Origin of the sequence: Paenibacillus elgii NBRC 100335 (assembly GCF_004000865.1) — a bacterium.
GTDB classification, from domain to species: domain Bacteria; phylum Bacillota; class Bacilli; order Paenibacillales; family NBRC-103111; genus Paenibacillus_G; species Paenibacillus_G elgii.
The window spans coordinates 1-25,876 of record NZ_BIMB01000074.1; the positions used below are offsets into that span (position 1 = coordinate 1).

Sequence of the window (25,876 nt, forward strand, 5' to 3'; positions counted from 1 at the left end):
GATGTTCAGTTTTCAAAGGGCAATTCCTCCAACAAAACCCGTACTGTCAAGCATTTCAAGCTTTGTCGGTTGTTGTCACCTCGTTTAGCGGCGACTTTTATAATATATCACATTTGCCCATCTTAATGCAAGCTTTTTTTTAAAACATTTTTTTTGAAGCAGCTTGATCAAGTTTTTTAAAAGGCAGCCGTTTTTAGCGGCGAGAATTAATTTAACATATCTTAAGTTCGAAAGTCAACCCTTAAAATAAATAAAATATCCGGCCGCTCGAAAGCAACCGGAAGAAAAGTGTACTCTACTACTCTATCATGCCTTCGACGGGGCTGCTGGCAGACGCATAGCGCTTCTTGGGGATACGGCCCGCCAAGAAGCCTTTGCGTCCTGCGATCACGGCCAGCTTGAACGCTTCGGCCATCAGAACGGGGTCCTTCGCGCCGGCAACAGCCGTGTTCAACAGCACGCCATCCGCACCAAGCTCCATAGCTAAGGCAGCATCCGCAGGACCGCCAATGCCTGCATCGACGATAATCGGAACTTTCGCTTCCTCGATAATAAATCGCAAATTGTTCGGGTTAACGATTCCTTGACCGGAACCGATCGGCGATGCTCCAGGCATGACGGCCGCGGCTCCCGCTTCCTGCAGCTTGCGGGCTAATATCGGATCATCCGAAGTATAAGGCAATACGATAAAGCCTTCCTCTACTAAGATTTTCGTCGCCTCCAGCGTTCCTACCGGATCGGGAAGCAGTGTTTTCGAATCTCCGATCACTTCTACTTTGATCATATCGCAAAGCCCGGAAGCTTTGGCCAGACGCGCAATGCGCACAGCTTCCTCTACGGTATAGGCGCCGGCCGTGTTAGGAAGCAGCGTGAATTTTTTCAAATCTACCGTTTCCAAAAAGTTAGGCGCATCTGGGTTGTCGATCGGCAGACGGCGGATGGCAAAAGTCAATACTTCCGCATCCGAAGCTTGAACGGCCTGATCTTGAATCTTTAAATCCGAAAACTTCCCTGTCCCAAGCAGCAGCCGGGATTGAAATTCGTAAGGTCCGATTTTTAACGTGTCGCTCATGGTGGTTAGCCCCTCCAACGATAGTTTTATTTAGCCGCCGCCGACAAAATGAACGATTTCGATCTGGTCTCCATCGTTCAGGCAAGCTTCCTCATACCGGGTACGGTCAATAATTTCCCGGTTTAATTCGACAACCAAAATTTTATGGTCCAGTTTGAACGCCGAGAGCAGTTCGGCTACGGTAGCCGCGTTCTCCACTTCCCTCAGCTCCCCGTTTACGGTCAGTCGCATCCTTATCACCTCCAGCCGTTTTGCCGATAAAAGCAAAAAAGCCGACCCGCAGGCGGGCCGACCGAATGTTGTCTGCATACTTCATATGCAGTTTACTGGCATTCGTCCACTTCCCTACGCTGGTATAATCCAGTGATGCCTGCTGTACGCAGACTTCATAACAGGTTCCAAGGGTCAAAGAACACGCTTCTTTTTCTCAGCCCCGCAAGTCGGAGCTCCCCTAGTGGCTATTTGATTGTCCAATTCATTATAACACAACAGTCAGCTTTTGACATCCTTATACCGCATCTCCAGCACAGATAACTCCGGGTCATAGGTAAAGACGATTTCTTTAGCCAACGATTTTTTGACCAGCTTATTCAAGAGCAGCGGAAGATCCGCTTTGATGTCCTCCAGCTCAGGCCGCTGCTGCAACTCCTGAAGGCTCCACGCTTCCTCGCGGCTGGCAAGCAGTTCGATCAGCGGCCTGCAGCAGCGCTCCATCTTGGACATGACGGAAAATTCGCTGGCCAGCAGCACCAGTTGAACGCGTTGTTTTAACGTCTCTTTACTTAACGTCAGCTCCTCGTACAGCTTGTACACCCCGGGATTGATCGTCTTCACCTGCCGCCAAACCGTTACCTCCGGATGATTGCCGGACTCGATAATGACGATTCGCGCCCAATGGTGCAAAGCCTCCAATATATTGTTGTATGCATCGAGCAAATGCTCGTCTAAGATGTATTCTTTACTTTGCGAATAGCAGCGCAAAAATTTGGAGAACTCGATCAGCAGCTTGTGTTCTCTCAGCGGTAGCGGGAACTCAAGCACTTTATGCCGCAGGGTCTCCAAATACATATCCCGATCCAAAAGTATCTCCCCTTTTAAGATCCAATAAATAACATTGCGATACTCGCCGCGCAAAATCAGTTCATCCAGAGTATCCGGGCTTATCCATCTTTCTTGTATACGGCGGTTGTCTTTTATATAATGAACTTGTTGATGAGCACGTTCGTTATTGCTGCTGACAACCAGAAGCACAATGTCGAATCCGTCCGTGACAGCCGAGAACAAAGAAGGATTGCCGACGGCCGCTACGCTGATAACGGACTCGTCTTGACGGAGCCTTTCTACCCAATATGCTTTTAAGGAATCCATCGCGAAAGCCTCCTGACGATAGCCACATGCGTTCTTCATGAATAATTATTTCTACATGAAGCCGCCGTTTCCTGCATTCTTTTGTGACGACACTCACAATTCTTACGAGAAAGAAGTGAAAGACATGAAATTCAAGTCAAGTAAAGTAAATGAATTCCGGCTGTGGGGGCTCCTGCTGACTATGGGCGGAATGCTTCTGATGATTCTCGGGCTTGCCGGAATCGTCTTCGAATGGGGAGCCGCCGGCCGTATGATTGCTGCGGTATGTATGGTCATCGGGGCCATTGCCATGCTGGTGAGCATGGGAATTTATTTTGCCGCGGGCATGATGTCGACCAGCGCTACAGTGATCGAATGTCCAGAGTGCGGAAAGCCGACCAAGATGCTTGGGAAAACAGACCGCTGCATGTTCTGCAAAACGATTCTGACACTCGATCCGAAATATGCTCCGGCTGCCGATTCGGGAGCAAACCCGACGCATCCAGCCGGCGAAACGACATCACCGTAACCGGCCCCCGACTTATTTTGGATACATAAATAAACCGGCTTCGCCCTTATCGTTCGATGAGGCGAGCCGGTTTATTTTGCTGTTGATCGTTATTTTTTCGGAGCTTCCAACGACGTACTGATCCAGCTCCACGCCTCGGGGTTCTCGAAGCCTCTCCGCCACGATGCGACGCCGGCCAAATCGTACTTTTTCACAAGTTCGATGCGCGCTTTTACCGACGTCTCGTCTTCGATCCAAATTTTGTTGAGCTTGCCGTCTTCCGTATACTCGATGTAATTTTGTCCCGTTTCCGGGGACAATACGGGGGTAAGCTTTTTCTCCTTGATGATGCGCTGCGGCATGTCCATGAACACGGCTCTCGAGCTTACATCGGTTTTGCCGTTCTTTTTCGTTTCGGTCCATACCCGCGTATAGAAAGGAATGCTGAGAATCAGCTTGGACGGCGGAATCTGCTCTTCTTTCAGCAGGTCGGAAATCGACTTCTCCACCCATGGCAGCGAAGCGACGGAACCCGCCTTCGGACTGCTCGCCCAATGCTCGTCATAAGCCATCAGCATCATATAGTCGAGCGACTGGATCAGCGTTTTCCGGTCATAAAACATGGACCACGCTTCGCTGCTCGATTTGGCGGTGACATCCATGGAAACGACGAGGCCTTGCTCATGCATGAGCGGCGCCATTTCCCGGACGAATTGAACCAGGTTCTGCTTGTCCTTTAAATTGACGTTTTCGAAGTCGATGTTGATTCCTTGCAGTGAATACATCTGAGCAAAGGCAAGCAGCTGCTTGATCATCTTCATTCGTTTGTCATAAGAGGAAAGCGCTTGGGTCGTCCGCTTCTGCTCGAAGCCGTTGCTGAAAAGCCCCCAGACCTGGTATCCTCTGTCGTGGGCCCATTTGACATAGGCAGGATCGGCCAAGTTTTTTAGGTTGCCCTCGCCGTCCTCCAAATGAAACCACGTCGGACTGACCACATCCAGTCCCGGCATGTCGGGAATTTTGCTGGTGTCCGGATTTTTCGTCACGACCTGCTCCCAAGTCATATTGATTTTGCCGCTGATAGGCTTTTTAGCCACGAACGGAGGCTCCGGTTCTTTCTTCGGGATCACTTCGTCCCGGTCGGCAGCAAGCTGATCCTTGCGGACATATCCCATATAGCCGTTCGTCTGCTGAACCCGATACCATTCGCCTTCCTCGCCCCATACGATCAAGCTCTCTCCCTGCTTCAAATCGGCATGAATCGGAGCTTTGATTGTCGGGTCCCGCCGCATGGCAATCGTCTTGTCAGGCTTATCCGGAATCGTGATCGTTTTATACCAGTGAATCGTCTCGCCTTCCTTAAACAGCAAAACGGCTCCCGTATCCGGCGATTCCCGCAGATCGACCTTGTATAAATCTTTCAGCGGATCGATCGGCAGGTACAATATCCCGTTCGACTTTTCGAGCGGAAATTTGAGCGTAAACGGCTTTTCGTTGATCATCCCGGTCAACTGGCTGGTTCGAAGCCGGATCACTTTGTTTTGCGTCGTAATGATCGTCGATTCGCTCGCTTTCTCATAGACCAGCGTCGGATCGATCCGTTCCTTCACAATGTCGAACGGAAGCTTCAAGCTTTCCTTCTGCCCGACGGCGGGCTGATCCAGCATACCGCCTTCGTAGAAGATCGGTTTGGGATTACCGCCAAAATCGGGTTGTTCATGCTGCCAATTCGGGACATACTTGACCCATAAGTAAGCGCCTAGCATAAGACCGCATAGGATGGCAAAAAACAACAGGACAAAGGTCGTCTTTTTTCTTTTTTTGCGGCGCGACCCGCCTCCCGCTTCGAACGTCGGTTCCATGGTTTCACTCCCGTCACATGATGAGGCAAAGCTGATGAATAAAGAAAAAAAGGACGCGTCGACCCGCAGCCGCGGGAATCCAGACACGTCCATTATACCTTAATTCTACCAATCTATCATGTCGTCTGCTTGGCACAGTCTGAACAGATGCCGTAAACTTCCACCCGGTGGCTTTTTACCTGGAATCCGGTCATTTCGCCGGCAGCCTGCTCCAGGTCGTCCAGCGGCTTGTAAGCGAAGTCGACCAGCTTACCGCATTCCTCGCAAAGCGCATGATAGTGATCGGACAAATCCGCGTCAAAGCGGCTGGAATGGTCGCCATAGGTCATCTCCCGTACCAATCCGCTTTCGATAAATACCTTAAGGTTATTGTATACCGTTGCCACGCTCATGCTAGGAAAAAGCGGCGACAACGCTTTATAAATTTCATCCGCCGTCGGATGAGACATTGTATTGATCAAATAAGATAAAATGGCATGCCGTTGCGGAGTCATCCGAATGCCCATCGTTTTGAGTTTATTAAGTGCCTGCTCCAATGAATGGTTCATCGTGTTCACCGCCTAATCCGGAAAAAGAGTGTATCACTTTATTTTACCCGGATTTTCAGCAAATTGTCAATTGGACCCCTGTATGACGAGCTTGCTGTTGGTATGCAGCTTAATCGTGTATTTGCCGCTTCCGACTGTGCCTTTGACGCTATCCTCTTGGACAGACAAAGGCAGATCGGTTTTGATATGTCCCTCTTCTCCTTCGCCGTCAATCTGATAGTCGCCTTTTTGCGGAAGCTTGACCTCCACCTTGCCGTTGTCCGTCTGCACGTCCCAGTCGCCGTCGACAACTGTGCTGCTCACTTCGACGGACCCATTGGTTGATTTTAATTTTACGCCTTTAAACGTCCCCTGAGCGACGACGCTGCCGTTGCTCGTTTCCGCCTGCAGTTCCCCTGTCACATTGGTGATGTTCAGCTGCCCATTGGTCGATTTCAGCGTCGTATTCCCTTGATGATCCTTCACCTGCATTTGTCCGTTGGTAGTTTTGAGCGTCATCGGCCCTACCGTGCGTTCCGATTGAACTTTGCCGTTGGTGGTCTCCAAATCCAACTCGCCCTGCAAATTCTCTAGACGGATTCCCCCATTCGTCGTATGCCCGTAGAGACGCTGCTTAATCGGCAGTCCGGATGCGTCGATATTGCCATTGCGCATCTGCAGCTCCACATTGACTTTATGCTCCGCAGGCAGCGTGACGACCAGATCCATCCGCGGCTTGCGGTTTCCGAACAGAGCGCCGACACCTTCGTATTCTTTGGCGACAGCCTGGATTTTGAGCGTATTGCCGCTTACGCTGTGTTCCAGCTTGGATTCGTTCGCGAGCGCTTGCGCATCGTCATCACTGACACCTTTAACGTACACCTTGACATCGACTTGAAGCTGGTCGACCGACCCGGACTTAAGAACAACGTTACCATTTTCATTGTCCAGCTTCACGTTGTCGACGGGAGCAGGTAGCTCGATGGCGGTAATGCCTTTATCGAATTTCTTTCCCTCGGCCATCATATCGATCGTCCCGTTGACGGTCCAGCCGCTGAATTTTTTCAGAAGCTCGCCGCTCTGGGTACTGACAATGACGATGGCGGCGATAAGCACCGCGAAAATAATCCCGCCGATGTCGAGCTTCAATTGACGATCGCTGTTTCTAAACTTGATATTGAACAAAATATATTCAATTCCGAGCAAAATAAACAACAGCGGCCACCAATCCGCCAGCATCGCAGTGAGGTGAGTGCCCGTCGTCTTGTCAGCGATTACGGCGCCGCCGACACATACGAGCAAAATTGCCGCCGTGTAACGGCCTGCCTTATGCATGCGAATTCTCTCCTTATTTTTTCCTGGATTCTTTATAGAACATGAAAACCCCGATGGCAATCAAAATAACGGCGCCAAACGACGACCCGACAAAATCAAATACGCGTTCGAGCCACTGCGGCTTGCCTCCGGCCAGAAACAACAGCGCGCCCGCCGCGATAAGCGCGTAGCCGAATATGTTCCCTTGGCGCAATTTGCGCGTCGGCTTCTCGGACGCAAACGGAGAATCCCCTTCCGTCCGGGGCTCGTCAAAATAAGCCGGATGTCCATACCCGTTAACCCGATCCGTCTGCTGCAGCGCATCGAAGATATTGTAGAAGTAAGTGACGGGCATAAGCAGCGAAAACAAAACGATCAGTGGAATGCTTTCCGCTCCATTGGTAGCGAAATACACAATGGCGACAATATTCATTATAAACAGCAGCATGATCCCCAGGCCCCGCTGCATCAAACCCAAATATAATTGTCCGGTGCCCGGAATAAAAAACGACAATAACCCCGCCAACCATTTGCTCTTATGGGGCTTCGGTCTGAAAAAAGGATCGAACGGCGGTTTTGGGGACTGCCCCCACCGCTCCATTCGCTCCCGCAAAAACTCGTCTTCCCGATCCTCACGATGAACATGCGGGCCTTTCGGTTGGTCCTGCATTTGTAGATTCCCTCCTTATGACAACAATTGGCGCGATACCGATTCGACGACGTGGAACAATTGAAGGGCGCCGGTACGAACATCGGCCTCCCACTGGTTCGGGTCCAGAGACGTCAGCTTCCCGAATACGCCGGAAATGATAAACAGGAACGTAGCAGCCATGGCGACCATCCCGTGAAGCAGCTCGGTACGCCAATAAGGCATCCATTTGCGCCGGGGCGAGGAAGCTTGCGCCTCGAGCGCCGGGCGAACCGGCAACGGCCGGTCCGATGAACGCAAAGCGGACATGACGCGGTCCGTCAATTCCGCAGGCGCCTGTTCAACGGCAAGCTGATCCAACATCAGTTCGACGTCCAAAAAGTCGGACAGCCTCCCGCGGCATGGAGCGCAAGCCTTCATGTGACGTGCAATCCGATGGTATTCCAATTCAGAGCAACTTTTATTCAGATAGCGTAGCAGCTCTTGATCTTTTGGATGCATGATGGTCATGTCCCCGCACCTCCAGCCATTTTTCTTTAAGCAGCGATTTTCCGCGATACAATCTCGTTTCAATCGTCTTCATCGGCAATCCGGTCACATCCGAAATTTCTTGATACGACAACTGTTTGTAGTGATACAAATACAGAATGAGCCGGTATTTGTCCGGCAGGTCGGCAAGCAGCCGCTGCATCGTTTCCTGCTCTTCCTTTTGCAGCGCGCGGGCCTCGGGCTCTTCCCGGCGATCTCCGAACCAGCCCTTAACTTTGTCCAGAATCGCTTCGTACGGCTTGCGCCGCTGCGAACGCCTGTAGTCGGTGACCAAATTGACGGTCATCCGATAAAGCCAGGTTTTAAACTTGGCGTCGCCGCGAAAGTTGGCGAGGGAACGGTACAGCTTGATAAATACTTCCTGAGTCAAATCTTCGGCTGTTTCGCGATGTAAGGTCATGCGATAAATCAGCGTATAGATATAGTCCTGATAACGTGCCATCAATACCCGGTACGCTTCTTCATCACCTTGACGGATTAGGTCGACCAGTTGTTCATCCGTCATGCTCTCCACATTGCTCACCGCCTTGATCTGCGCTCTTGAAAACTTAGACGCCGCCCCTCCCCCAAACCCCTTCAAAACCATTCAAAAAATTTTATTTTAATCGCAGGAAACGGAACGGACGCCATCCAGCCGCATCAGATCTTCGACAGTTTGGCTGACATTGTCGCCTTTAGCAAGCCTCAGCGTAAGGGTGATTTGAATCAAGTCCTCTTCTTCTGAAGGCATCTCTTCGACGGAAAGCTTCTGGATTACGCTGCCTTTGTTGGCGAGTAAAGCGGATACTTTGCCGATCAAACTCGGCGTATCCAGCGCTTTGAGCTGAATATGACGCAGCTTTTTGGCGCGGAGGTATTTTTTCTCCACCAAGTTAAGCACAAACAAACTGATCAAGGCAAACACGCAGCTCAATGCGGCCGCATAATAAAAGCCTGCCCCCGTCGCAAGGCCGATAGCGGCCACCACCCATAGGGAAGCGGCCGTCGTAAGGCCGGTGATCGATTTGCCTGTATATAAAATGGTCCCCGCGCCGAGAAATCCGATTCCGCTGATGACCTGGGCCGCCAGTCGGGCCGGGTCCAACCGCACGTTGTCCAGCTTGGAAAATTCGGAAAAACCGTACATGGATAAGAGCATAACCAGCGTGGAGCCGAGGCACACGAGCATGTGCGTGCGCAGTCCGGCGGCATGGCTGCTCTGCTCCCTCTCGATCCCGATCAAGCCGCCGAACAGCAGCGACAATACCAATCTGAGCGTAATATGAAGCGTATCGATCGTCCATGGATCGTGTGTCAAACAAACCGCCTCCTTACCAACAAGATATTGATGACTATTGTAACACGCCATGCTCTTCTGATGGAGGCCCGGTAAAAATATTCCGCAGAAAAGTCATTGACTTCGGGACAGTTGCAGGTAGACTAAAGAAGTGAAACGTTTAAATTAACATGGGACGAGTACTGGAGGAATGGTGCTTCATGAAAAAGGAAACGAACGAGCGGAGACGTCTCGTTCTCCGGCTTGCGGCCGAGCAGGCTCTTGCCCTGCCTCTGTCGGAGAGCGGCTACTGGTTTCATAAAGATGTGCGCGACAATTTTTATTTTGCTTCCCATCTGTTTGCCTATGTAGCGGAAGGCGCTCCCGGTTGGAGCGAAGAGACTCGGAAAGCGGCGACCGACCTGTCGGTCCAGATGCTTCGTCAAGTTCTGGCGCTGCAGGATCAAAATCCGGACAGCCCGATGTACGGGCATTGGCCGTTAAATTTGGGAGCCGATCCGGCCGTGGCGAAGCCGCACGTATTGCCGGTCGAGCTGATGGGATGTCTGCTGATCCTGTTCCACGAAAGGATGCGGCACGCGCTGCCCGCTGAACTGGATAGCGAGCTTCAAGCAGCTCTGCTGCACATTTACAAAAGCGGCGTGTACCGCCATCCGCTGGCGTCGATGCATCATCATGAAGCGAAGCACACCGCATTGAAGCTGCTGCTCGGGCACGTATTCGCCGACGAGGCGCTGCTTCGGGAAGGAACGACGTGCGCCCGCCGTCTGTTGAATCACGTACATACGTTCGGATTCAAGGAGTATGGCTGCCTCCCTTGGCATTGGCATTGGATTCAAGCTTTCACTTGCGTATGGGAAATCGTCCAGGATGAACAAGCGCATAAGGTCGCTGAGGAACTGCTCGAATATTTGTGGGGACTTCGTGCGGAATCGTATTTGCGTGGCGCTTGGGTCGGGCCGCAGTCCCGGATCTGGCCGCACGATGCGCCGAAGGATACGAATACGCCGCATGACTATATCCAGTTCGGCGATTTTCCGGCGCCGACGGCGTTTCCGCGTCTGGAGGGAGCGGCGCTCTTCAGCTATGAAGTATCGGAGGCTGTCCGGGAGGCGGCCATGAACCGCCAAGCGCCTTGCGAGCTCAAGCGTAAAATCCGTTTTGCCGGAGCCGACGAGACGGTCGAGTCCGAAGCTCATACGTATGCCTATTTGACGAACGACTATGCCCTCGGGGGCATTTGGGAGCGGCGCGACGAATTCGATAACGAACAGCTGCGCTGGGATGTCTCGCTGCCCCTGGATACGGAAACGGCCGCGCTCGGCGTAAATCAGCTGTACTTCTTCCACCCTGGGGCCTATTACACGCCGGGCGACGACCGCCACGCCAGCTCTTACGGACAGGTGCTGCTGGATAAAGATACGGTCATCGCCGTCTGGGACGTACCGCCGGACGCCGAGGCCGTCGATACGTTGGTCGGATGCCTGCCCAAAGGCGAATGGCACTTCGAAGAACGAAGCGCCTATGGAAAGCTCGGGCAGGTGTTCGCCGCGGTCCATCTGTTGCAGCCGTTAAGCGTGAAGGAACAAAATGACCGCCTGTCCGCGGCCTCGCTGCTCTCTAACGGGCGGAACGCAGTCGTGGTCGAAGCGATGAGGGCGGCGGAAGCGGAAGCGTTCGGTGTCTTTACGCTAGAAGACTGGCGTGCCCTTGCAGGCGCTTCGGATAAACAACCCGCCTTCGAAGACGGAAAAGAGACCTTGTCGGTTGCTTATACGACTCGCCGTGGCCACCGCTTGCAGCTGACCGTACGCGGTGAAACCATTGTACAGCGTACGGTCGACGGCGTGACGGTTGTCTTTGACGACTACACGATTTTTTGAAATTGCGTCAGCGTAATGCCGAGCGCAAGCAACTGGACCTGCACCGGCTCGTACCCGTGCTTTTCGTAAAGCCGTACGGCCGGTGTATTGTTCGTGCCCGTAGCGACTTTGATCAACGTTCCCGGCGGGACATGCTGCTCGATATGCTCCAGCAGCCGGCTGGCAATCCCGTGACGGAACCAGTCGGGATGCACCATCATCCGGCAAACGGTCATTTCCTTGGGCGATTGCTTGCAGGCCGCCGCACCGACAAGCCGCTCATCCATGTAACAGCCGAAAAACGCTTCTCCCGACTCCCGGAGCGTAAGCGGCGAATCGAGCAGCGGCGGAATCTCTTCGAAGCCGACAAGCTCCGCTTCGATACGGTATGCGACCTGCTGAAGCGACAGCAGCTCCAGCACGGCGTTCTGATCGCTTAAATCAATTGGTCTGATCATGAGGGTGCAGCCTCCTTCAAGCCTCATTTGACAGTGGAGGCACTTAGATTACCCTATATTTTACCAAACGAAACGTTGTCTCACAACAAAAGAGGCTGTCCCTGGCAAATGTTCGCCTTGGGACAGCCTCTGACGCTTTTTCCAGCTATGGAAAGCCTTAGCGGTTCAGGACCTCGATAATCAACTTGTTCACCAATCCGGGGTTGGCTTTCCCCTTCGTCTCTTTCATTACTTGACCGACCAGGAAGCCGACGGCTTTCTCTTTGCCCGCTTTGAAGTCTGCCACCGATTGCGGGTTGCCCGCAACGATATGCTCAACCACGGCCAAAATCGCGCCTTCGTCGCTGATCTGCACAAGCCCCTGCTCCTCAACGATCGTCTGCGGGGCTTTGCCCGTTTCCAGCATCGTTTTAAAGACGGTTTTGGCAATTTTGCTGCTGATCGTCCCCTTCTCCATCAGTCCGATCATTTCGCCGAGACCTTTGCCGGTCACTTTGACATCCTGCAGCTCCAGGTTGTTCGCGTTCAAGTAGCCGAGCAGATCGCCCATAATCCAGTTAGCGACGGCTTTGGCATCCTTGGTGAAGTTCAAGCTTTCCTCGAAAAAGTCGGCCAGCTTAATCGACGACGTGATGACCTCCGCGTCATAGCTCGGCAGGCCGTATTCGCTGACGTACCGCTTCTTGCGGGCGTCCGGCAGCTCGGGAATCGATTCGCGGACGCGCGCTTTCCAAGCGTCGTCGATGTGCAGCGCCACGAGGTCCGGGTCTGGAAAATAACGGTAGTCGTGCGCTTGTTCCTTGCTCCGCATCGTCAGCGTCTTGCCCTGCGCTTCGTCCCAACGGCGCGTTTCTTGTACGACTTTGCCGCCGCTGTCCAGCACGTCCGCCTGACGCCATTCTTCGTATTCCAGTCCGCGCTGTACGCCACGGAACGAGTTCATGTTCTTCAGCTCGGCCTTGGTGCCGAATTCCTTCTGTCCGTAAGGACGCAAGCTGATGTTCGCGTCGCAGCGCAGCGAGCCTTCCTCCATCTTCACGTCGGAAACGTCGCAGTACTGCATAATCGCTTTCAGCTTCTCCAGATACGCTCGCGCCTCCTCGGGGGAGCGGAGGTCCGGCTCGGATACGATCTCGATCAGCGGCGTGCCGACGCGGTTGAAGTCGACGAGCGAGGCATGGCCTCCGTCTACGTGCGTCAGCTTGCCCGCATCTTCCTCCAAATGCACGCGCGTAATGCCGATGCGCTTCGTTTCGCCGTTGACCTCGATTTCAATCCAGCCATGCTCGCCGACCGGCTTGTCGTACTGCGAAATTTGGTACGCCTTCGGGGAGTCGGGGTAAAAATAGTTTTTGCGGTCGAATTTGCTCTCCGTTGCAATCTGGCAGTTAAGCGCCATCGACGCTTTCATCGCGTACTCCACCGCTTGCTTGTTCAGCACGGGAAGCACGCCGGGATGTCCGAGACAAATCGGACATGTATGGGTGTTCGGCGGAGCTCCGAAGGCGGTGGAGCAGCCGCAGAAAATTTTGGAGTTCGTGTGCAGTTCAACGTGCACTTCGAGCCCGATGACCGTCTCGTATTTCTTGTCGGTTGCTGCTGTCACTAAAGGTGGCTCCTTTCTATTACAGCTGCGGACGCTGCTTGTGGAAGTCGGTTTGCTGCTCGTAAGCGTGAGCGACGCGCAAAATCGTCGATTCGTCCAGCGCCTTGCCGATAATCTGCAATCCGATCGGAAGTCCGTCGGCAAATCCGCAAGGAACGTTGATGGCCGGAATGCCGGCAAGGCTGACAGGAATCGTCAAAATATCGTTCAAATACATGGTCAGCGGGTCGTCCGACTGCGCGCCGATTTTAAAAGCAGGCGTCGGAGCCGTCGGTCCGATAACCACATCGTATTTTTCGAACACCTGCTCGAAGTCGCGCTTGATCAACGTACGGACCTTTTGCGCCTTCAAGTAGTAGGCGTCGTAATAACCGGAGCTGAGCGCGTACGTTCCGAGCATGATGCGGCGCTTCACTTCGTCGCCGAACCCTTGGCTGCGGGATTGGACATACATATCAAGCAAATTTTTCGGATTGTCCGCGCGCACGCCGTAACGTACGCCGTCGAAGCGCGCCAGGTTGGAGGACGCTTCGGAGGAAGCGAGCAAATAATAAGTTGCAACCGCGTATTCCGTATGCGGCAGCGATACTTCTTCGACGATCGCACCTTGGCCTTCCAGCACCTTCAAAGCGGTCAGGACGGCATCCTTCACCTTCGGGTCGATGCCTTCGCCCAAATATTCCTTCGGGACGGCAATCCGCAGCCCTTGAACATCGCCCGTCAAGGCGCTGACGTAATCCGGGATTTCCGTGTTAAGCGACGTGGAATCGAGCGGATCGTGCCCGGCAATCGCCTGAAGCAAATAAGCGCTATCTTCGACGTTTTTGGTGAGCGGACCGATCTGGTCGAGCGAGGACGCGAACGCGACCAAGCCGAAGCGGGAAACGAGCCCGTAAGTCGGTTTGAGACCGACAATGCCACAGTATGCCGCAGGTTGGCGGATCGAACCGCCGGTGTCGGAGCCGAGCGAGAAGTATACTTCGCCGGCCGCTACCGCTGCCGCAGAGCCGCCGCTGGAGCCGCCCGGAACGTATTCAAGGTTCCACGGATTGTGCGTCGGATGGAAGCTGGAATTTTCGTTGGAGCCGCCCATCGCGAACTCGTCCATATTCAGCTTGCCGATGCTGACCGCATCCGCTTCTTTAATTTTCCGAACCGCTGTTCCGTCATAAATCGGGTTATAGTTGCGCAAAAATTGGCTTGCGCACGTCGTCGTGACACCTTCGGTCACCATGTTATCCTTGATGCCAATCGGCAGCCCGAACAACAGCCCGCGCGGATCGTTACCGCCTGCCTTGGCGTCCAGCTCCTTCGCCTTCGCCCGGGCGTTCTCTTCGTCCAATGTGAGAAACGCCTTCACTTTGCCGTCGACAGCGGCAATGCGTTTATACGACTCGTCCACCAAATCGGAGACGGTGATTTCCTTCGCATGAAGCTTGTTATGCAGTTCCTGCAAGCGCAAATTAAACAAAGACAAGCACAAGTCCTCCCTTCAGGTTCGCCTCGGTAGATTCCACACTTATTCCAATACGGCAGGCACTTTGATCTGCCCATCTTCTTCATCCGGGGCGTTAAGCAGCACTTTCTCAATCGGCAGCGACGGTCTGACCTCGTCTTCGCGCATGACATTGACAAGCGGCATCGCGTGGCTGGTCGGTTCGACATCGTCCGTGTTCAATTGCTCCAGCTGCCCGGCATATTTCAATATGGCGTTCAACTGCTCGGTAAACTGTTCTTTCTCGCGGTCACTCAGCTCCAGTCGGGCGAGAGCGGCCACATGTTCGACATCCTTCACGGTTATGCTCATTCCTGCACCTCACTCTACTGACAATCATTCTTATTATTATAGCGGAGTTAGGGGGTGAACTCAATTGGGAACGGCGTGATTTTGCCCAAAAGAAAAAGAATCGGCAGCGACCCTTTCGAGGTCGTGACCCGATTCTTTCGCGTCAACTCTATCACGTTTCTATTAAATGAACGCCTCAAATCCAAGCCCTCAGATTGACTTGCTTGATGAAATCTTCCTTGGACTGCACCTCTTTGTTCGTTTCCGCTACGACTTCTTCCGTATCGCCATTCATTACACGGCGAAACAGTTCTTCGTTCTTCGTCGCAAGCGCAAAATCAATCAGCGCTTCTCGTTCCAGCCGATCCACTTCCTGCTGAATAAGCACTTCTTCGAGCTCGACATCGGCGCCCGGTACGAAGTAATGCTTGTTCACTTTCGGAATCCGAACCACGTAATCGAACACATTGTCCGCATTACGGTCGTACGCGATAATATATCCATATTCGCCGATCGGCAAATTTTGTTCGAAGCTGTCGCCAATAATTACGATCTTCTGTCCCAGACGCAGCATGGACGTTCCCCCTCTTGGTCAACCGGCCCTTGCCTTGGATTCATGCTCTGATTGCTGTCTTAATTTAATCTAGATGCATCATGTAAGGAATTGGTGTATGACGCAATGAATCTCTCTTGCAACGGTCGCAGAGCGTTTATGATGAATTCTATTAATTTTATCATCTTTTCGAGGGTTAGGCAATGCGATAAGCCTCGTCCGTGCGAACGAAAATATCCCGCTTGTCAGTGGCAGAAGGACTACGATGATGTTCCGGCAACCTATCAAAGAGACAGAGATTGCTAGGCTGGATTGGAAGGGATTGGCCTTCAATTTTATCTTTTTTGTGCTAAAGTAATTAAAAGGAAATAGCTTCCCTACTATTAATATGTTTGAAAATAAGGAGCAAATTAGCGGAAAGGTGTGAGGGATTCATGACAGACCATTTGAGGTTTCCGGTCGGGCAGTACGAGGCTCCGGCAAAGCCGGATGCGGAGACGATTGCGGCTTGGATCGATGATATTGCCCGGCTACCGCAGCTGGTGAGAGCGGCTGTTCAAGGAGCCAGTGAGACACAGCTCGATACGCCGTACCGGCCGGGAGGATGGACGGTGAGGCAGGTCGTTCATCATATGGCGGACAGCCATATGAACAGCTTCATCCGCTTCAAGCTGGCATTGACGGAGGAAGTGCCCGTCATTAAGCCGTACCGGGAGGAACGCTGGGCGGAGCTGCCGGATACCCGGCAAGCCCCGGTTGCGTTATCGCTTGCGCTGTTGGACGCCTTACACGAACGATGGGTATTGCTTCTGCGCGGACTCTCAGATGAGGAGCTTGCAAGAGAATTTCGCCATCCGGACAGCGGCATCATCCGGCTCGATCAAAATATTGGGCTGTACGCTTGGCACGGCCGGCACCATTTGGCGCACATACGCCTTATAACTGGATGAGCCCTTCGCGCGATACGGTGAGCTTCTCGAAACCGGTGTCCGTCACCGCGTAGCTGTTCTCGATCCCGACAACCCCTCGCCCGGGGAAGGTGAACTTCGGTTCGATCGCAATAACCATCCCTGGCTCCAACGGATATCGGAAGCCTTTGGCAAGCACAGGCAGCTCGTCGACCTCCAGGCCGATGCCGTGACCTAGAAATTTGACCTGATCGTCGCCGAAGCCCATATAATGGTCGCCGAGCCCGGCTTCCTGGGCCATGACAAGCGAATGTAGGTAGAGCTGCTCGCACAGCGTACCGGGCTTCAGCATCGATTCGACGCTGCGGATGATCGCTTCGGATACGTCATATGCCTGCCGCAGGTCGTCCGGCAAATCGCCGATCACGGCCGTCCGGGTCTGGTCGATCACGTATCCGTCGATGCAGCATCCGATATCGATCAGGATCGGCTCGTTCCGCTCAATCGGCCGTCGGCTTGCGCTTTGCGGGACAGCCGGACCGAGTCCTTGACCGCCCGCGGGGCCGTCAAAATAGGTCGGCCTGGCAACAGCTTCGCCTGCGCCGATCACCCCCGTAAGCACTTCCTGATTATATCCGCGCAAACGCATTACCCCGATATGTCCGTGCAGCCGGATATAGTGCTCGACGGCGCTCATCAGCTCCAATTCGGTCATGCCGGGCTTAAGCCCTGCAAGCGCATTCTCAAGGGCGCCATCGATGATTCGTGCGGCTTCGCGGATACAAGCGATCTCGCGTGGCGATTTGATCATACGTGTCTCGCGGATCAGCATGGACCCGTCCTTCCACACAACATGCGGGAGCACGCTTTGCAGCCGCTGCCACTGCTGTACGGGCAGAACGTCGAATTCGGCGGCAAGCGTCACGGCGGAGCCGGAGGCAAGCTGCGGAAACGTCTGGGCCAATTGGGCGCCGAAACCGCGGAACGAACCGAGCGGCTCTACTGCGGCTGCGGATTCCTCCTGTGCGCGTGCGACGCTCCGGCGAACGTAGAAGCGCGGCTCGCCTTCCGCCGGAACGAGCAGATAACCGGTCTGCATAGAGCCGGTCAAATAATACAAGTCCACATTTTGCGTAATCATCATACCGTCAAGCTGATGGGCCTGCAGCTTCTGCTGCAAGCGCCCGATGCGTTGTGCGTATTCGTTCATGTTCAGCTCCTCCTAATTGCAGAAATACTGTATCTCTACATTACCTGCCGCAACTGGAAAATGCAAAGAGAGGCTTGAACGAAAAAGGCCTCAGTCCGCGAGAGTTAACGGAATCGGACGCTTGCAACGCTGCTGAGCACCACCGGCTCGCTGCGGGAGAGACCGAGCAAAGGCTGGTTCAGTTCGACGATGGCAACGACGGATGGCCCATAAATCGTCACCTGAACGCTGCGCGTCGTTTGCTTGGCAGTGCCGGTGTGAACGGTAACCGTTCTCTGAAGCACATAAGGATACGCGGGGCTGGTGACAAATTCCAAATGATGCACGACGGGAGCTTCGCGAAGATGGCTGCCCTTTTCCGGCGTCAGATCGCTGTCCAGCTTCAGATTAAGCTGAAGATACCGATTAAAATCATCCGTCCCCTTCTTGCTGTCCCACACGAGCCGGCCGAGCGCCGCCTCCTCCGCCACGATATCCAACGAGGCCGCATGCGCAGCACGGTCAAGCAGAGGTTTGGTTTTGTTCATGCCGTACGTCTGCATCATCCAATTGAACGCAATGACCCAAATAAAGGCGGCTGTCATCATGCCGAGCAAGCCAAAGAGCAGCAAATGCGCGCTCCCCTTTTCATCCTTCAGCAAGCCATACACTTCCGCTCTCAACCGACACTGCCATGCCCGCCGCACACGTATCTCCCTCCTTTTAAAACAGCAACATTGCTTCGAGTTATTCGTAAGCTTCGCTTTTTCCGAAAAGCACCAAATAATAGAACCCTTCTTGGGCCGATGCGCTCCCTCCGCCCCCGATGGCGTTCAGCATGCGGCTCAAATTCGGCGCAGGATACTTGAGGACGAGCTTCACCGTCGGGTCGGCGGCATCGCGAAGCACTTTGCTCCGAGTGCTCCCCATATAGGACGGATAAGCCATGCCGTTTACCGTCACGTCCCCCATCCCGAGCGAGGCTAATCTGGCGTTCATATTGGACTCCACCGTCGGACTTAAATAGCCGACCGCTTCCATTTCCTTGAGCGCATGATTGGCAATCGTATTCAAATGATCCGCCTTCATCGTATACACGAAAAACGGGACGATCGCCAGCGAAAGAAACAGCAGCACGGGCATTAAGAAGAGCGTTACGAGGACGTTGGCCATTCCCTGCTCGTCCTGCAGAAAAGCAGCGATTTTGCTTTTCACTACACCATCACCGTCAATTTGTGACATAATCGAAGCTGCGTACCTGATTCGTAACCGTCGTATGACCGTTGCGAACCTGCTGCTTCAGACCGGCGCCGCCAGTCGGTTGAAAAATATAAATCGAAATACCGAAAATGAGCACGACCGCCAAACATAACGTAATTAGTTTGCTCATGACTCAAGGCTGCTTCAAGGTAGCTTCACCGCTTGTTTGATTGACCGTTGCCTGGGTCACACTCTCGTAAAGTTTCGTTCCCTTGCCCCCTACCGCAGGACCAACCTTCGATCCGGCTACAAACATAGCCGCTCCGCCGAGCAATACCGTCAATAAGCAGGCAATAACCAGTTTTCCCACAGGCTCTCATCCTTTTCTGTCGTTTAGATTATGGTGCGGTCGTACTGACGGAGCCGCTATGTACATCCACCTGCGCTCCCGAGATGCTTGTGTTGAGCCTTCCTCCCTTATCCCCTACTGCCGGGCCGACCTTCGTTCCTGCGACGAACATCGCCGCACCGCCCAGCAGGACGGTCAACAGGCAGGCAATGACTAACTTTCCCATGGCTCTCTCCCCTTTGCGATCGTTATCGTTTCATTGAAACGCATGGTTGATTTGCGTGTTCGTCTTCGTTCCCGCCGTTCCGGCCGCCGGAACGATCTGCGCGCCGAGCACATACAGCGTAGCGCCCCCCAGCAGCACCGCCATCAGCATGGCAATTACGATTTTGGACATCCGTGTCCCGCCTTTCCCTGCGTCTAACCTTCGAAGCTAGTCATCAGCTGTTCGGATATGGTGACAATCCATGGGTACAAAAACAGCAGAACGATAACGGCGAACGGAATCATGATATAGAAGCTGATCCAAATCGGCGCGTTCTCCAGTTTCCGTTGAATATCCGCCGTCAGCGTCGCTTCGATGCTGGCGGTCTGCTCCTTGAGCACCTTGGCCATTTCGTTCGTATCGGCTTGGCAGACCGCATCCAAAGCGTTAACGAGCGGGAACACCTCCGAGATGCCGACCGCTTCCTTAAAGCGCCAAATGGCAGCCCGCTGATCTTTACCCCACATGACCGTCAGCTCCTGCAAATGCGGCTTCAACAGCTTGAGCGGCCGTCCGGCGCGAATCAGCATTTCCCGAATGTCCGCCTTCTCGCTGACACAGATCGACAGCCGCTGGGATAGCTTGGCGATTTCGAGCAGATATCCGGTTCGCTTCTGCGCCGCCGCCGCATGGACGAACAATAGCGGGGTCCACCAGCCTAAAGCGGTGCAAAGCAGCAGCTTCAGCCCCAATCCGAACCACGGGCCAAGCCCCGGATTCGCAAGCAAATCGGGGCTTGCCGCCGCTTGGGCCATAAAGCCGACCAACAGCATCATGAGAGCGAGCCCTGCACGGAGCAGACGAAAGCGCTGATAGCCCCATTCCGCAGGCAGACCGGCCAGCCGGGCTTTCTCGGCAAACGCGCGCGCCTTGGGACTCAACGCTTCCTCCTGCCGGTCCATGACAAGCATCCGATGCTCCCGCCGCTTCAGCGTTTCCAGCATCATCGCCAAACGGCTGGCCCTTCCGAAGCGTATGCGTCCGAGAAGCGGAAACCACAGCAGCGCGCTGCCTGCTATGAACAACAGGGCAAACAGCGCCTGAAAGGCCAGCATCCAACCGTTTGAAACCATTCCCGTCATCGGGCATTCTCCTTTCCAGGAAGTGGGATATTGCATCGCCGCAACAGTTTTGCCGATCGACTAATCCATCGCTCGCTTAAAACGCTTTGCGTCCCGACTTGATGACCATGATCATCGAAATGAACATGACGGCGCTGGAAGCGATCAGCAGCGACTTCCCGACCGGATCGACGAAATAATGGCGGTAATTTGCTCCGTCCGCATAAATGTTGAAGCCGACAACGAAAAATGCGAAGCCGATCATAAAGGTCGTACCGAGCCGGTAAACGGTAATCATAGCAAGCCGATTCTCTTCATGCCGCTTGGCCGCCTGCATCTTGCCGACCAAGTGATGCAGCGATTCGGTGACGTCAGTGCCGTAGTGCGAACCGATCAGCAGCAAATCCGCGAGATCGTCGGCCCATTCGCTTTGAATTCGGCGCGCAAACTCGTACAGCGCTTCATCGACCGATTTCATATGAAGCGCGAGCTCCAAGCGCCTCCATTCACTTTGGACCTCGTCCGGCATCGTCTTCGACGCTTTGACGATCACTTCGGCCAGCGTCAGCCGGGGGCGGTAATGGCCGATCAAGTTCTGCACAAGCATGATCATGCGGTTCGCAATGCGGTGCCGCTTGCGCTGAACGCGAAACCGGACATAAAAATAAGGAAACGAGCCGAGCAAAAAGGCGATGGCGCCACTCAGCCCCCATACGTGAAAGCCCTGCAGCCGGTCCGCACCGACGGCAAAACGCTGCTGCATCAGCTGCACAGCCGCATCCGAGCCGAAAAATCCGACAAACGCCAACAGCAGCATGACTGCGCCGATCACCTCGACCCCGATCTTGAGCTCGGCGACTTCCATTTCCTCAGCCAGATGCCGAATAGGCTTAAGCCCGGTAAGCGAGCCTCCCAAGGTTCGGCGTCCGGGATCGCCCCCAAGCGACCTAAAGCGGCGGCGCCGAGCCGCTCCGGCTCCCGTAATCCGCAATAGCCACAGCACCAGCAGAAGCGACCCGACGATCCAGCAGCCGAAGAGCAGGCCCTTCAGACTGCCTTGCATTAGCTGTGCAGATACGCTCATGCTCCCCATACCCCCAATTCCCGAAACTCGTCGGGATTGGCTCCGTTTGCCACGAGATGGTCCATCAACGAACGGCTGAACCGCTCACCGGTAAACCTCCACGTCTGCCGCTGAAAATCCCATTCGACGAGCGGACGAATATGTACCGTTTGCCGCTCATCCACGGAAAGCTCCGTAATTTCCGTCGCTACCCGAACCGGCTTGCCGCCGATGCGCACCAGCCGCAAAAACACAATAAGGTTAAACGCCCGGGCTACGCGTCTGACGGTATCGGTCTGGTCATGCTGCCGCCCGTCCTGCTTGATCATATCGACGACGTCGCTGATGAACGAATCGCGGTACTTCGTATGCATCGTGCCTATCATGTCGTGGCCGCGCAGCGCGCCCTGCACCATCTGGGACACCTCGGAGCCTTTCGCTTCACCGACGATCACCCAATGCGGGCTCATCACAAGCAATGGCTTGAACGATTCCTCCATGCTCAGCCCGATCTCATCCACTTCCCGGACCGCCAAAATGTTCCGGTTCCCCCGCAGCCGCTCACGGAGCGCGACCTCGAATTCTTTCTCCAGCGTCCGAATCCGTTCGTTCTCCGGAATTTCCTGCGCCAGCGCGAACAAAAACGTCGTCTTGCCGGTCGCCGTGCCTCCGCCGATCAAAAAGCTCGCATGGTAGCGGACCAGCAGGCGCAGGAGACGCGCCATCGGTTCGTTCAATGTATGTAAATCGGCAAGCAGCTCAAGAGTTACGTCTTTGACGATGAAATTGCGGATATGAATGCTCGGGACATCGGAATAAGGCGGCCGGGTCATCACGAGCCGCGAACGGTTCCACAAATAGGACTGGATGAACGGCTGCCGTTCGTTGATCGGCTTTTTGCCGCACAGCGCCAAACGATCCTGCAGCAGCAAAACGTCGGCAAGCGAAGCGAACCGGCGGTCGTGACGTATCATCTCTCCGCCGCGAAGCAGAAAGACGTCGCAGCCGATGACCTGAACCTCTTCCACGTCAGGCAACCGGTACAAATCCTCGATCAACCCCGCGCCGCACGTGTCGGCAAATACGCATTCCGTTGGGGTCAACGGCGGTGTCAGCGTGTCCGGTTCGATATCGATGCGGTATTCGGTCAGCAGCGTATCGATGACCGCTTTCATCCGCACTTGCGCCAGCGGCTCGCCAAGCCCGGCTTGCAAAATATCTTCGTATAGCGCCTGATCCTTCTTGGAACGTTCGGTTAAATGCTCGTACACCAGCTTCACCGCATCGGCTAGCGGCATCCGCTGCACTCCTTTTTTATGCCCGGCCGCGTTCAGGCTCGACCACGAGACCGACATACGCTCGCGCGCTTGGTCCGCCTGCATCAGGTCCTTCAAATATTGCCCGGCGTCGAAACGGGTTCTCGGGCGCATCCGCCCTCCCGCTCGATGATCTCTCGGTAATGACAAGTCCGTCCCTCCTATCCGAACAAGGCGCTCAATCTGGAGATCCATCCCGGTTTATGCCGCCGTCCCGGGGCAAGCTCCGCTCCCTGCACGTCTCCTTCCGCACGCTTCGTCAGCAATGCCGCCAGACCGTCGATCGCTTCCGTAAACGGCTCCGCCTTCGGCATCAAGTAAAGGGGCACTCCCTCATGCACGGCTTTCATGCCGAGACCGCCGGGCGCATTCGGAATGGAAGCACCGAAAGACATGTGCAGCGCGTCCGCGATCCGTTCAGGCTTATCGTCCGATGATGCACGGTTGAGGATCAGCGAGACGTCGGACGGAGTCAGGCCGCAATATTTCCAATAGCAGTCGAACCATTCGCGCCAACTCGTGCGGTAGGAAGCATAATTGTTCTGGGCGACGAGCCAGCGGATGTCGGCTCCGCGAACGGTACACACCGTCGCGGCGTTATCCGGGTAGGCGTTCAGATCGACCAGCGTCACGTCGAATACGGATCTGGCCGTCTGCAGCAAATGCGCCATCATTTCCGGCGTCATATCGAGCGCGGTGTCGCGACGGGGCGAGCCGGTCAAAATATGCAGTCCGTTCATCTTCCGATATGTGATGCACGAATCGAGCAGATCTTCCGGCTGCAGCGTGTGCGTCTGCAGCTTCGGCCGCAGCTTGAACTGGCTGCGGTCCGTCTCCGTCAAATTCAACTGCGAGCGAATTTCCGGGTTGCGCAGATTCGCGTCGATCAGCCCGACGCGCAGCCGGTTCGCCGAAGCCAGCGCAAGCGCGGTATTGACAGCGACCGTTGTCGCCCCGTCCTTGCTGCTCGCAGGCCAGACGGCAACCACGATGCCGCTTCGCTTATCGCCCGCCGCTTTAAGGAAGCTGCGTCCTTCGATGGAAGCGGCGAGCGCTTCGAACGTCTCCTGCTCCGTTCCGCCCAGCGGCAAAAAGGCGAAACCGAGCGTCTCCGCCAGCCGCGTCAACGCTTCCAGCATGAACGAATCGTATACGGCCTCGTCCGGGGCTACGACGACGCGGGCCTGAGGCTGCTTGCGCCGAATCTCCGGCATCCAATCCCAAGGATACGAATCGTAGAACAGGCCGGTATGGACGGCAATAACGTCGAACGGTTCTTCCAGCCGGGCAAACAACCGGTCGCGATGCTGTACCGTCACGATGCCGTCCGAGTCTGAGCCGGAACGGCTTAATTGCGTCCCCAGCAGGTCAGCGGCGCCGGCCTGCGGGTGTGCGAACAATAGCTTCATGATGCCGGTTTCACCTCCGTTGCTTTGAGCCCTGGCGAAGCGCTGCCGTTCCCCTGCGCAGCGGCGGGCTCCTTTTCCTTGCCGCTGACTTGGCTTCGATTCAGCTCGCCCTTCACTTGAGCCTGGGGCTTGGTTTTGCTGAACAAATCCGCTTCCTTAAGCTCCTGAAACAATCCTGTGACTGTTCCCGAGGCGGCGGCGGGCGCGGACAGATCGGGCAACGCCAGCTTAATCTTGCCGCCGATGCTGCCGAGCACGTAAGCCTCGTACACCTCGTCGTTCATTATGTAAGTGTTCAGCTCAGGCTTCCCGTTCGGCTTGGAACGGGCATTCTGCAATTGGATCTGATTCGGCTGAACGACCGTTTCAATCGTCGCTCCGTCCGTCACCTCCAGCCCTTCGGCCGTCTTGATCGCCGTGACCGGGAGTTGCTCGATAATTTTGACCGCTCCGACGCTCCATAGAACGCCGGAGCTGGTCGTGACGAACTTGGGCGTCTCGAATTCGACCCACACGTCGACGCGGTCGCCCCGCCGAACCATATTGTTTACGTTGACGGCCGCATCCGTCTTGAAGCTGAAATAACGCTCCCCCGTACGGGGTACCGTGCTGCGGTCGGTCAATTTCCACGAAACCAGCTCCTCGCTGTCCGCGATCGGCACAAGCACCGTCTTGCCGATCAGCGCGTCAAGGTCCGTTACGGCTTCGGAGCTGTGAGCCGCCAGCGGAATGACCGCCTTGCGGAGCATGGAAGCCTCGACGACTTCCCCGCTTTGCAGCATCCTTACCGGTTTGACCGTCGTCATGGTGCGGACTTGAATTTCGGTATGCTTCATGAACTGCCAATATCCGTATATCGATCCCGCCATCAGCACGCAGCCCAGCGTGATGACGATCCATGCTTTCTGCAAACCGCTCCCTCCTTCTGTTCTCTGGATAAACGGGTTATTTGTTGGATTGGAACAACCGCAGCAGCTTGGTCGCGGGACCGAGACGATTCCGCTCCCGCTGCGCGGGGATCACTTCGTCCGGCAGCCACCGCCGGAGCCACGGCAGCATCGCCTCGCGAAGCGCGTCCCGGACCGGCGGCATGTCGTGCGGCAGCCGTCCTTGCCAGCCGGCCTCGGCCAGCGCCGCCAGCTCCACCGCGGGCAGCAGGCAGGCGGGGCGTTGCGGAAGCAAGCGCAGCCATGCTTCCGTGTGCGGCGTCTTCAGCGCCTTCACCGCGAAGCAGTGCAGCCTCCTCCCTGGCGCCAGCCAAGCTTCGAGCTGCCGCAGGCAGCGGCGCGTCGCGGGAAGCTCCAGCTTATGCGCGAAAGGGTCGACGGCGTAGACGACGTCCGTCGCGGTTTCGAGCAGCTCACGCACCGCGGGATGCTCCCACTGCGCGCCGACGTCGACGATGCACACCGGGCGTCGGACCGCGTGAAACAGCTTCAGCCAGCCTCCGGCGTCAAGCTGCGGTTCTCCCGCGCCAGGGGCGGGCTCTTCGGCGGGCAGCCACAGCGTTTGGCCGTCCGCCCAGGGCCGCTCGTCCGGGCGGCCGCCTTGCCCCGCCGCGTTGTAGCAGCGATACGCCGGCGGCGCGTTCTTGTCCGCGAACAGCAGCGCGGACAGCTCCGCCTGCGGAGCAGGCGGCTCGATCACGGCGTGCGGGACGCCGAGATCGTGAAGCTGCCGCGCGAGCGCGAGCGCGGCGAAGGTGGCCCCGGCGCCCGGGTACAGGGCGCCGACCGCCACCACGAGC

31 protein-coding genes are annotated in these 25,876 nt (G+C 55.3%); 3 read left to right on the plus strand and 28 right to left on the minus strand.

Annotation, left to right across the window (positions count from 1 at the left end; all coding sequences use genetic code 11):
- Positions 1-298: 298 nt before the first annotated feature.
- The 3 genes from PEL01S_RS31730 to PEL01S_RS31735 all read right to left on the minus strand — a co-directional run bounded on the left by PEL01S_RS31730 (position 299) and on the right by PEL01S_RS31735 (position 2,440).
- Complete coding sequence (locus tag PEL01S_RS31730; protein WP_204343594.1) at positions 299-1,072, minus strand: thiazole synthase; 774 nt, start codon at positions 1,070-1,072, stop codon at positions 299-301.
- Between the two features lie 30 nt (positions 1,073-1,102).
- Complete coding sequence (gene thiS, locus PEL01S_RS34995) at positions 1,103-1,303, minus strand: sulfur carrier protein ThiS (RefSeq protein ID WP_204343595.1); 201 nt, start codon at positions 1,301-1,303, stop codon at positions 1,103-1,105.
- Positions 1,304-1,564: 261 nt separating this feature from the next.
- Complete coding sequence (locus PEL01S_RS31735; RefSeq protein ID WP_127463058.1) at positions 1,565-2,440, minus strand: nucleotidyltransferase-like protein; 876 nt, start codon at positions 2,438-2,440, stop codon at positions 1,565-1,567.
- Positions 2,441-2,564: 124 nt separating this feature from the next.
- On the opposite strand from PEL01S_RS31735, the gene PEL01S_RS31740 reads away from it, so the two are divergent.
- Entirely contained in the window at positions 2,565-2,948 is a 384-nt protein-coding gene (locus tag PEL01S_RS31740; protein WP_063180295.1) for a DUF2614 family zinc ribbon-containing protein, read from the plus strand.
- 89 nt (positions 2,949-3,037) lie between these two features.
- Here PEL01S_RS31740 and PEL01S_RS31745 read toward each other — a convergent pair whose 3' ends face one another.
- The 7 genes from PEL01S_RS31745 to PEL01S_RS31775 form a co-directional block, all read right to left on the minus strand.
- Positions 3,038-4,789 carry a glycosyl hydrolase family 18 protein gene (locus tag PEL01S_RS31745; protein ID WP_127463059.1) on the minus strand — a complete coding sequence of 584 codons (1,752 nt, stop codon included), beginning with the start codon at positions 4,787-4,789 and terminating at the stop codon, positions 3,038-3,040.
- Positions 4,790-4,905: 116 nt separating this feature from the next.
- On the minus strand, positions 4,906-5,337 hold the full coding sequence (gene perR, locus PEL01S_RS31750; RefSeq protein WP_036684799.1) for a peroxide-responsive transcriptional repressor PerR: 432 nt from the start codon (positions 5,335-5,337) through the stop codon (positions 4,906-4,908).
- 66 nt (positions 5,338-5,403) lie between these two features.
- The gene (locus PEL01S_RS31755; protein ID WP_063180288.1) at positions 5,404-6,651 is read right to left on the minus strand and encodes a DUF4097 family beta strand repeat-containing protein; all 1,248 of its coding nucleotides are present in this window, start codon (positions 6,649-6,651) and stop codon (positions 5,404-5,406) included.
- A 13-nt stretch (positions 6,652-6,664) separates the two neighbouring features.
- On the minus strand, positions 6,665-7,300 hold the full coding sequence (locus PEL01S_RS31760; protein WP_063180286.1) for a hypothetical protein: 636 nt from the start codon (positions 7,298-7,300) through the stop codon (positions 6,665-6,667).
- A 15-nt stretch (positions 7,301-7,315) separates the two neighbouring features.
- Positions 7,316-7,657, minus strand: a complete 342-nt coding sequence (locus tag PEL01S_RS31765) for a hypothetical protein (RefSeq protein WP_127463060.1) — start codon at positions 7,655-7,657, stop codon at positions 7,316-7,318.
- 82 nt (positions 7,658-7,739) lie between these two features.
- Positions 7,740-8,333 carry an RNA polymerase sigma factor gene (locus tag PEL01S_RS31770; RefSeq protein WP_174807041.1) on the minus strand — a complete coding sequence of 198 codons (594 nt, stop codon included), beginning with the start codon at positions 8,331-8,333 and terminating at the stop codon, positions 7,740-7,742.
- 96 nt (positions 8,334-8,429) lie between these two features.
- Positions 8,430-9,125, minus strand: coding sequence for an MgtC/SapB family protein (locus tag PEL01S_RS31775; protein WP_233455223.1), 696 nt, complete (start codon positions 9,123-9,125; stop codon positions 8,430-8,432).
- 179 nt (positions 9,126-9,304) lie between these two features.
- Between PEL01S_RS31775 and PEL01S_RS31780 the strand changes: the two genes are divergently transcribed.
- Positions 9,305-10,987 carry a hypothetical protein gene (locus PEL01S_RS31780; RefSeq protein ID WP_127463063.1) on the plus strand — a complete coding sequence of 561 codons (1,683 nt, stop codon included), beginning with the start codon at positions 9,305-9,307 and terminating at the stop codon, positions 10,985-10,987.
- Here the strand turns inward: PEL01S_RS31780 and PEL01S_RS31785 are convergent.
- The 5 genes from PEL01S_RS31785 to PEL01S_RS31805 all read right to left on the minus strand — a co-directional run bounded on the left by PEL01S_RS31785 (position 10,972) and on the right by PEL01S_RS31805 (position 15,390).
- Entirely contained in the window at positions 10,972-11,424 is a 453-nt protein-coding gene (locus PEL01S_RS31785) for a GNAT family N-acetyltransferase (protein WP_127463064.1), read from the minus strand. The genes PEL01S_RS31780 and PEL01S_RS31785 overlap by 16 nt on opposite strands.
- A 157-nt stretch (positions 11,425-11,581) precedes the next feature.
- Positions 11,582-13,030, minus strand: coding sequence for an Asp-tRNA(Asn)/Glu-tRNA(Gln) amidotransferase subunit GatB (gatB, locus tag PEL01S_RS31790; RefSeq protein ID WP_127463065.1), 1,449 nt, complete (start codon positions 13,028-13,030; stop codon positions 11,582-11,584).
- Between the two features lie 19 nt (positions 13,031-13,049).
- A complete protein-coding gene (gene gatA / locus PEL01S_RS31795) occupies positions 13,050-14,507 on the minus strand; it encodes an Asp-tRNA(Asn)/Glu-tRNA(Gln) amidotransferase subunit GatA (RefSeq protein WP_063180256.1) in 1,458 nt (485 codons plus the stop codon).
- Positions 14,508-14,549: 42 nt separating this feature from the next.
- Positions 14,550-14,837, minus strand: a complete 288-nt coding sequence (gene gatC / locus PEL01S_RS31800) for an Asp-tRNA(Asn)/Glu-tRNA(Gln) amidotransferase subunit GatC (RefSeq protein ID WP_036684822.1) — start codon at positions 14,835-14,837, stop codon at positions 14,550-14,552.
- 175 nt (positions 14,838-15,012) lie between these two features.
- Positions 15,013-15,390, minus strand: a complete 378-nt coding sequence (locus tag PEL01S_RS31805; RefSeq protein WP_010502168.1) for a hypothetical protein — start codon at positions 15,388-15,390, stop codon at positions 15,013-15,015.
- 413 nt (positions 15,391-15,803) lie between these two features.
- On the opposite strand from PEL01S_RS31805, the gene PEL01S_RS31810 reads away from it, so the two are divergent.
- The gene (locus tag PEL01S_RS31810; protein WP_063180254.1) at positions 15,804-16,319 is read left to right on the plus strand and encodes a YfiT family bacillithiol transferase; all 516 of its coding nucleotides are present in this window, start codon (positions 15,804-15,806) and stop codon (positions 16,317-16,319) included.
- Here PEL01S_RS31810 and PEL01S_RS31815 read toward each other — a convergent pair.
- From PEL01S_RS31815 to PEL01S_RS34715, 13 genes are all read right to left on the minus strand, one after another.
- Positions 16,306-17,487 (minus strand): M24 family metallopeptidase, encoded by a 1,182-nt coding sequence (locus PEL01S_RS31815; protein WP_127463066.1) that lies wholly within the window; start codon positions 17,485-17,487, stop codon positions 16,306-16,308. The genes PEL01S_RS31810 and PEL01S_RS31815 overlap by 14 nt on opposite strands.
- Before the next feature lie 104 nt (positions 17,488-17,591).
- Positions 17,592-18,173 carry a hypothetical protein gene (locus PEL01S_RS31820; RefSeq protein WP_108534573.1) on the minus strand — a complete coding sequence of 194 codons (582 nt, stop codon included), beginning with the start codon at positions 18,171-18,173 and terminating at the stop codon, positions 17,592-17,594.
- 40 nt (positions 18,174-18,213) lie between these two features.
- Positions 18,214-18,681 (minus strand): hypothetical protein, encoded by a 468-nt coding sequence (locus PEL01S_RS31825; protein ID WP_255320184.1) that lies wholly within the window; start codon positions 18,679-18,681, stop codon positions 18,214-18,216.
- A 13-nt stretch (positions 18,682-18,694) separates the two neighbouring features.
- Positions 18,695-18,856 (minus strand): hypothetical protein, encoded by a 162-nt coding sequence (locus PEL01S_RS34695; RefSeq protein ID WP_164824349.1) that lies wholly within the window; start codon positions 18,854-18,856, stop codon positions 18,695-18,697.
- 3 nt (positions 18,857-18,859) lie between these two features.
- Positions 18,860-19,036, minus strand: a complete 177-nt coding sequence (locus PEL01S_RS34700; protein WP_010502154.1) for a hypothetical protein — start codon at positions 19,034-19,036, stop codon at positions 18,860-18,862.
- A 28-nt stretch (positions 19,037-19,064) separates the two neighbouring features.
- Positions 19,065-19,241: a hypothetical protein gene (locus tag PEL01S_RS34705; protein WP_164824350.1), complete on the minus strand. Its 177-nt coding sequence runs from the start codon at positions 19,239-19,241 to the stop codon at positions 19,065-19,067.
- Positions 19,242-19,271: 30 nt separating this feature from the next.
- Entirely contained in the window at positions 19,272-19,412 is a 141-nt protein-coding gene (locus tag PEL01S_RS34710; protein ID WP_164824351.1) for a hypothetical protein, read from the minus strand.
- A gap of 23 nt (positions 19,413-19,435) precedes the next feature.
- Positions 19,436-20,362 (minus strand): hypothetical protein, encoded by a 927-nt coding sequence (locus PEL01S_RS31830; protein ID WP_127463067.1) that lies wholly within the window; start codon positions 20,360-20,362, stop codon positions 19,436-19,438.
- Between the two features lie 76 nt (positions 20,363-20,438).
- Positions 20,439-21,425, minus strand: a complete 987-nt coding sequence (locus tag PEL01S_RS31835; RefSeq protein WP_239551379.1) for a type II secretion system F family protein — start codon at positions 21,423-21,425, stop codon at positions 20,439-20,441.
- Positions 21,422-22,870 carry an ATPase, T2SS/T4P/T4SS family gene (locus PEL01S_RS31840; RefSeq protein WP_239551380.1) on the minus strand — a complete coding sequence of 483 codons (1,449 nt, stop codon included), beginning with the start codon at positions 22,868-22,870 and terminating at the stop codon, positions 21,422-21,424. Before PEL01S_RS31840 ends, PEL01S_RS31835 begins: the two co-directional genes overlap by 4 nt.
- 11 nt (positions 22,871-22,881) lie before the next feature.
- The gene (locus PEL01S_RS31845; protein WP_127463069.1) at positions 22,882-24,129 is read right to left on the minus strand and encodes a CpaE/TadZ family protein; all 1,248 of its coding nucleotides are present in this window, start codon (positions 24,127-24,129) and stop codon (positions 22,882-22,884) included.
- The gene (locus PEL01S_RS31850) at positions 24,126-25,040 is read right to left on the minus strand and encodes a CpaB family protein (protein WP_127463070.1); all 915 of its coding nucleotides are present in this window, start codon (positions 25,038-25,040) and stop codon (positions 24,126-24,128) included. The genes PEL01S_RS31845 and PEL01S_RS31850 overlap by 4 nt, the downstream gene beginning before the upstream one ends.
- Positions 25,041-25,074: 34 nt before the next feature.
- On the minus strand, positions 25,075-25,876 hold an 802-nt coding region (locus PEL01S_RS34715; protein WP_164824352.1), incomplete at its 5' end, for a hypothetical protein.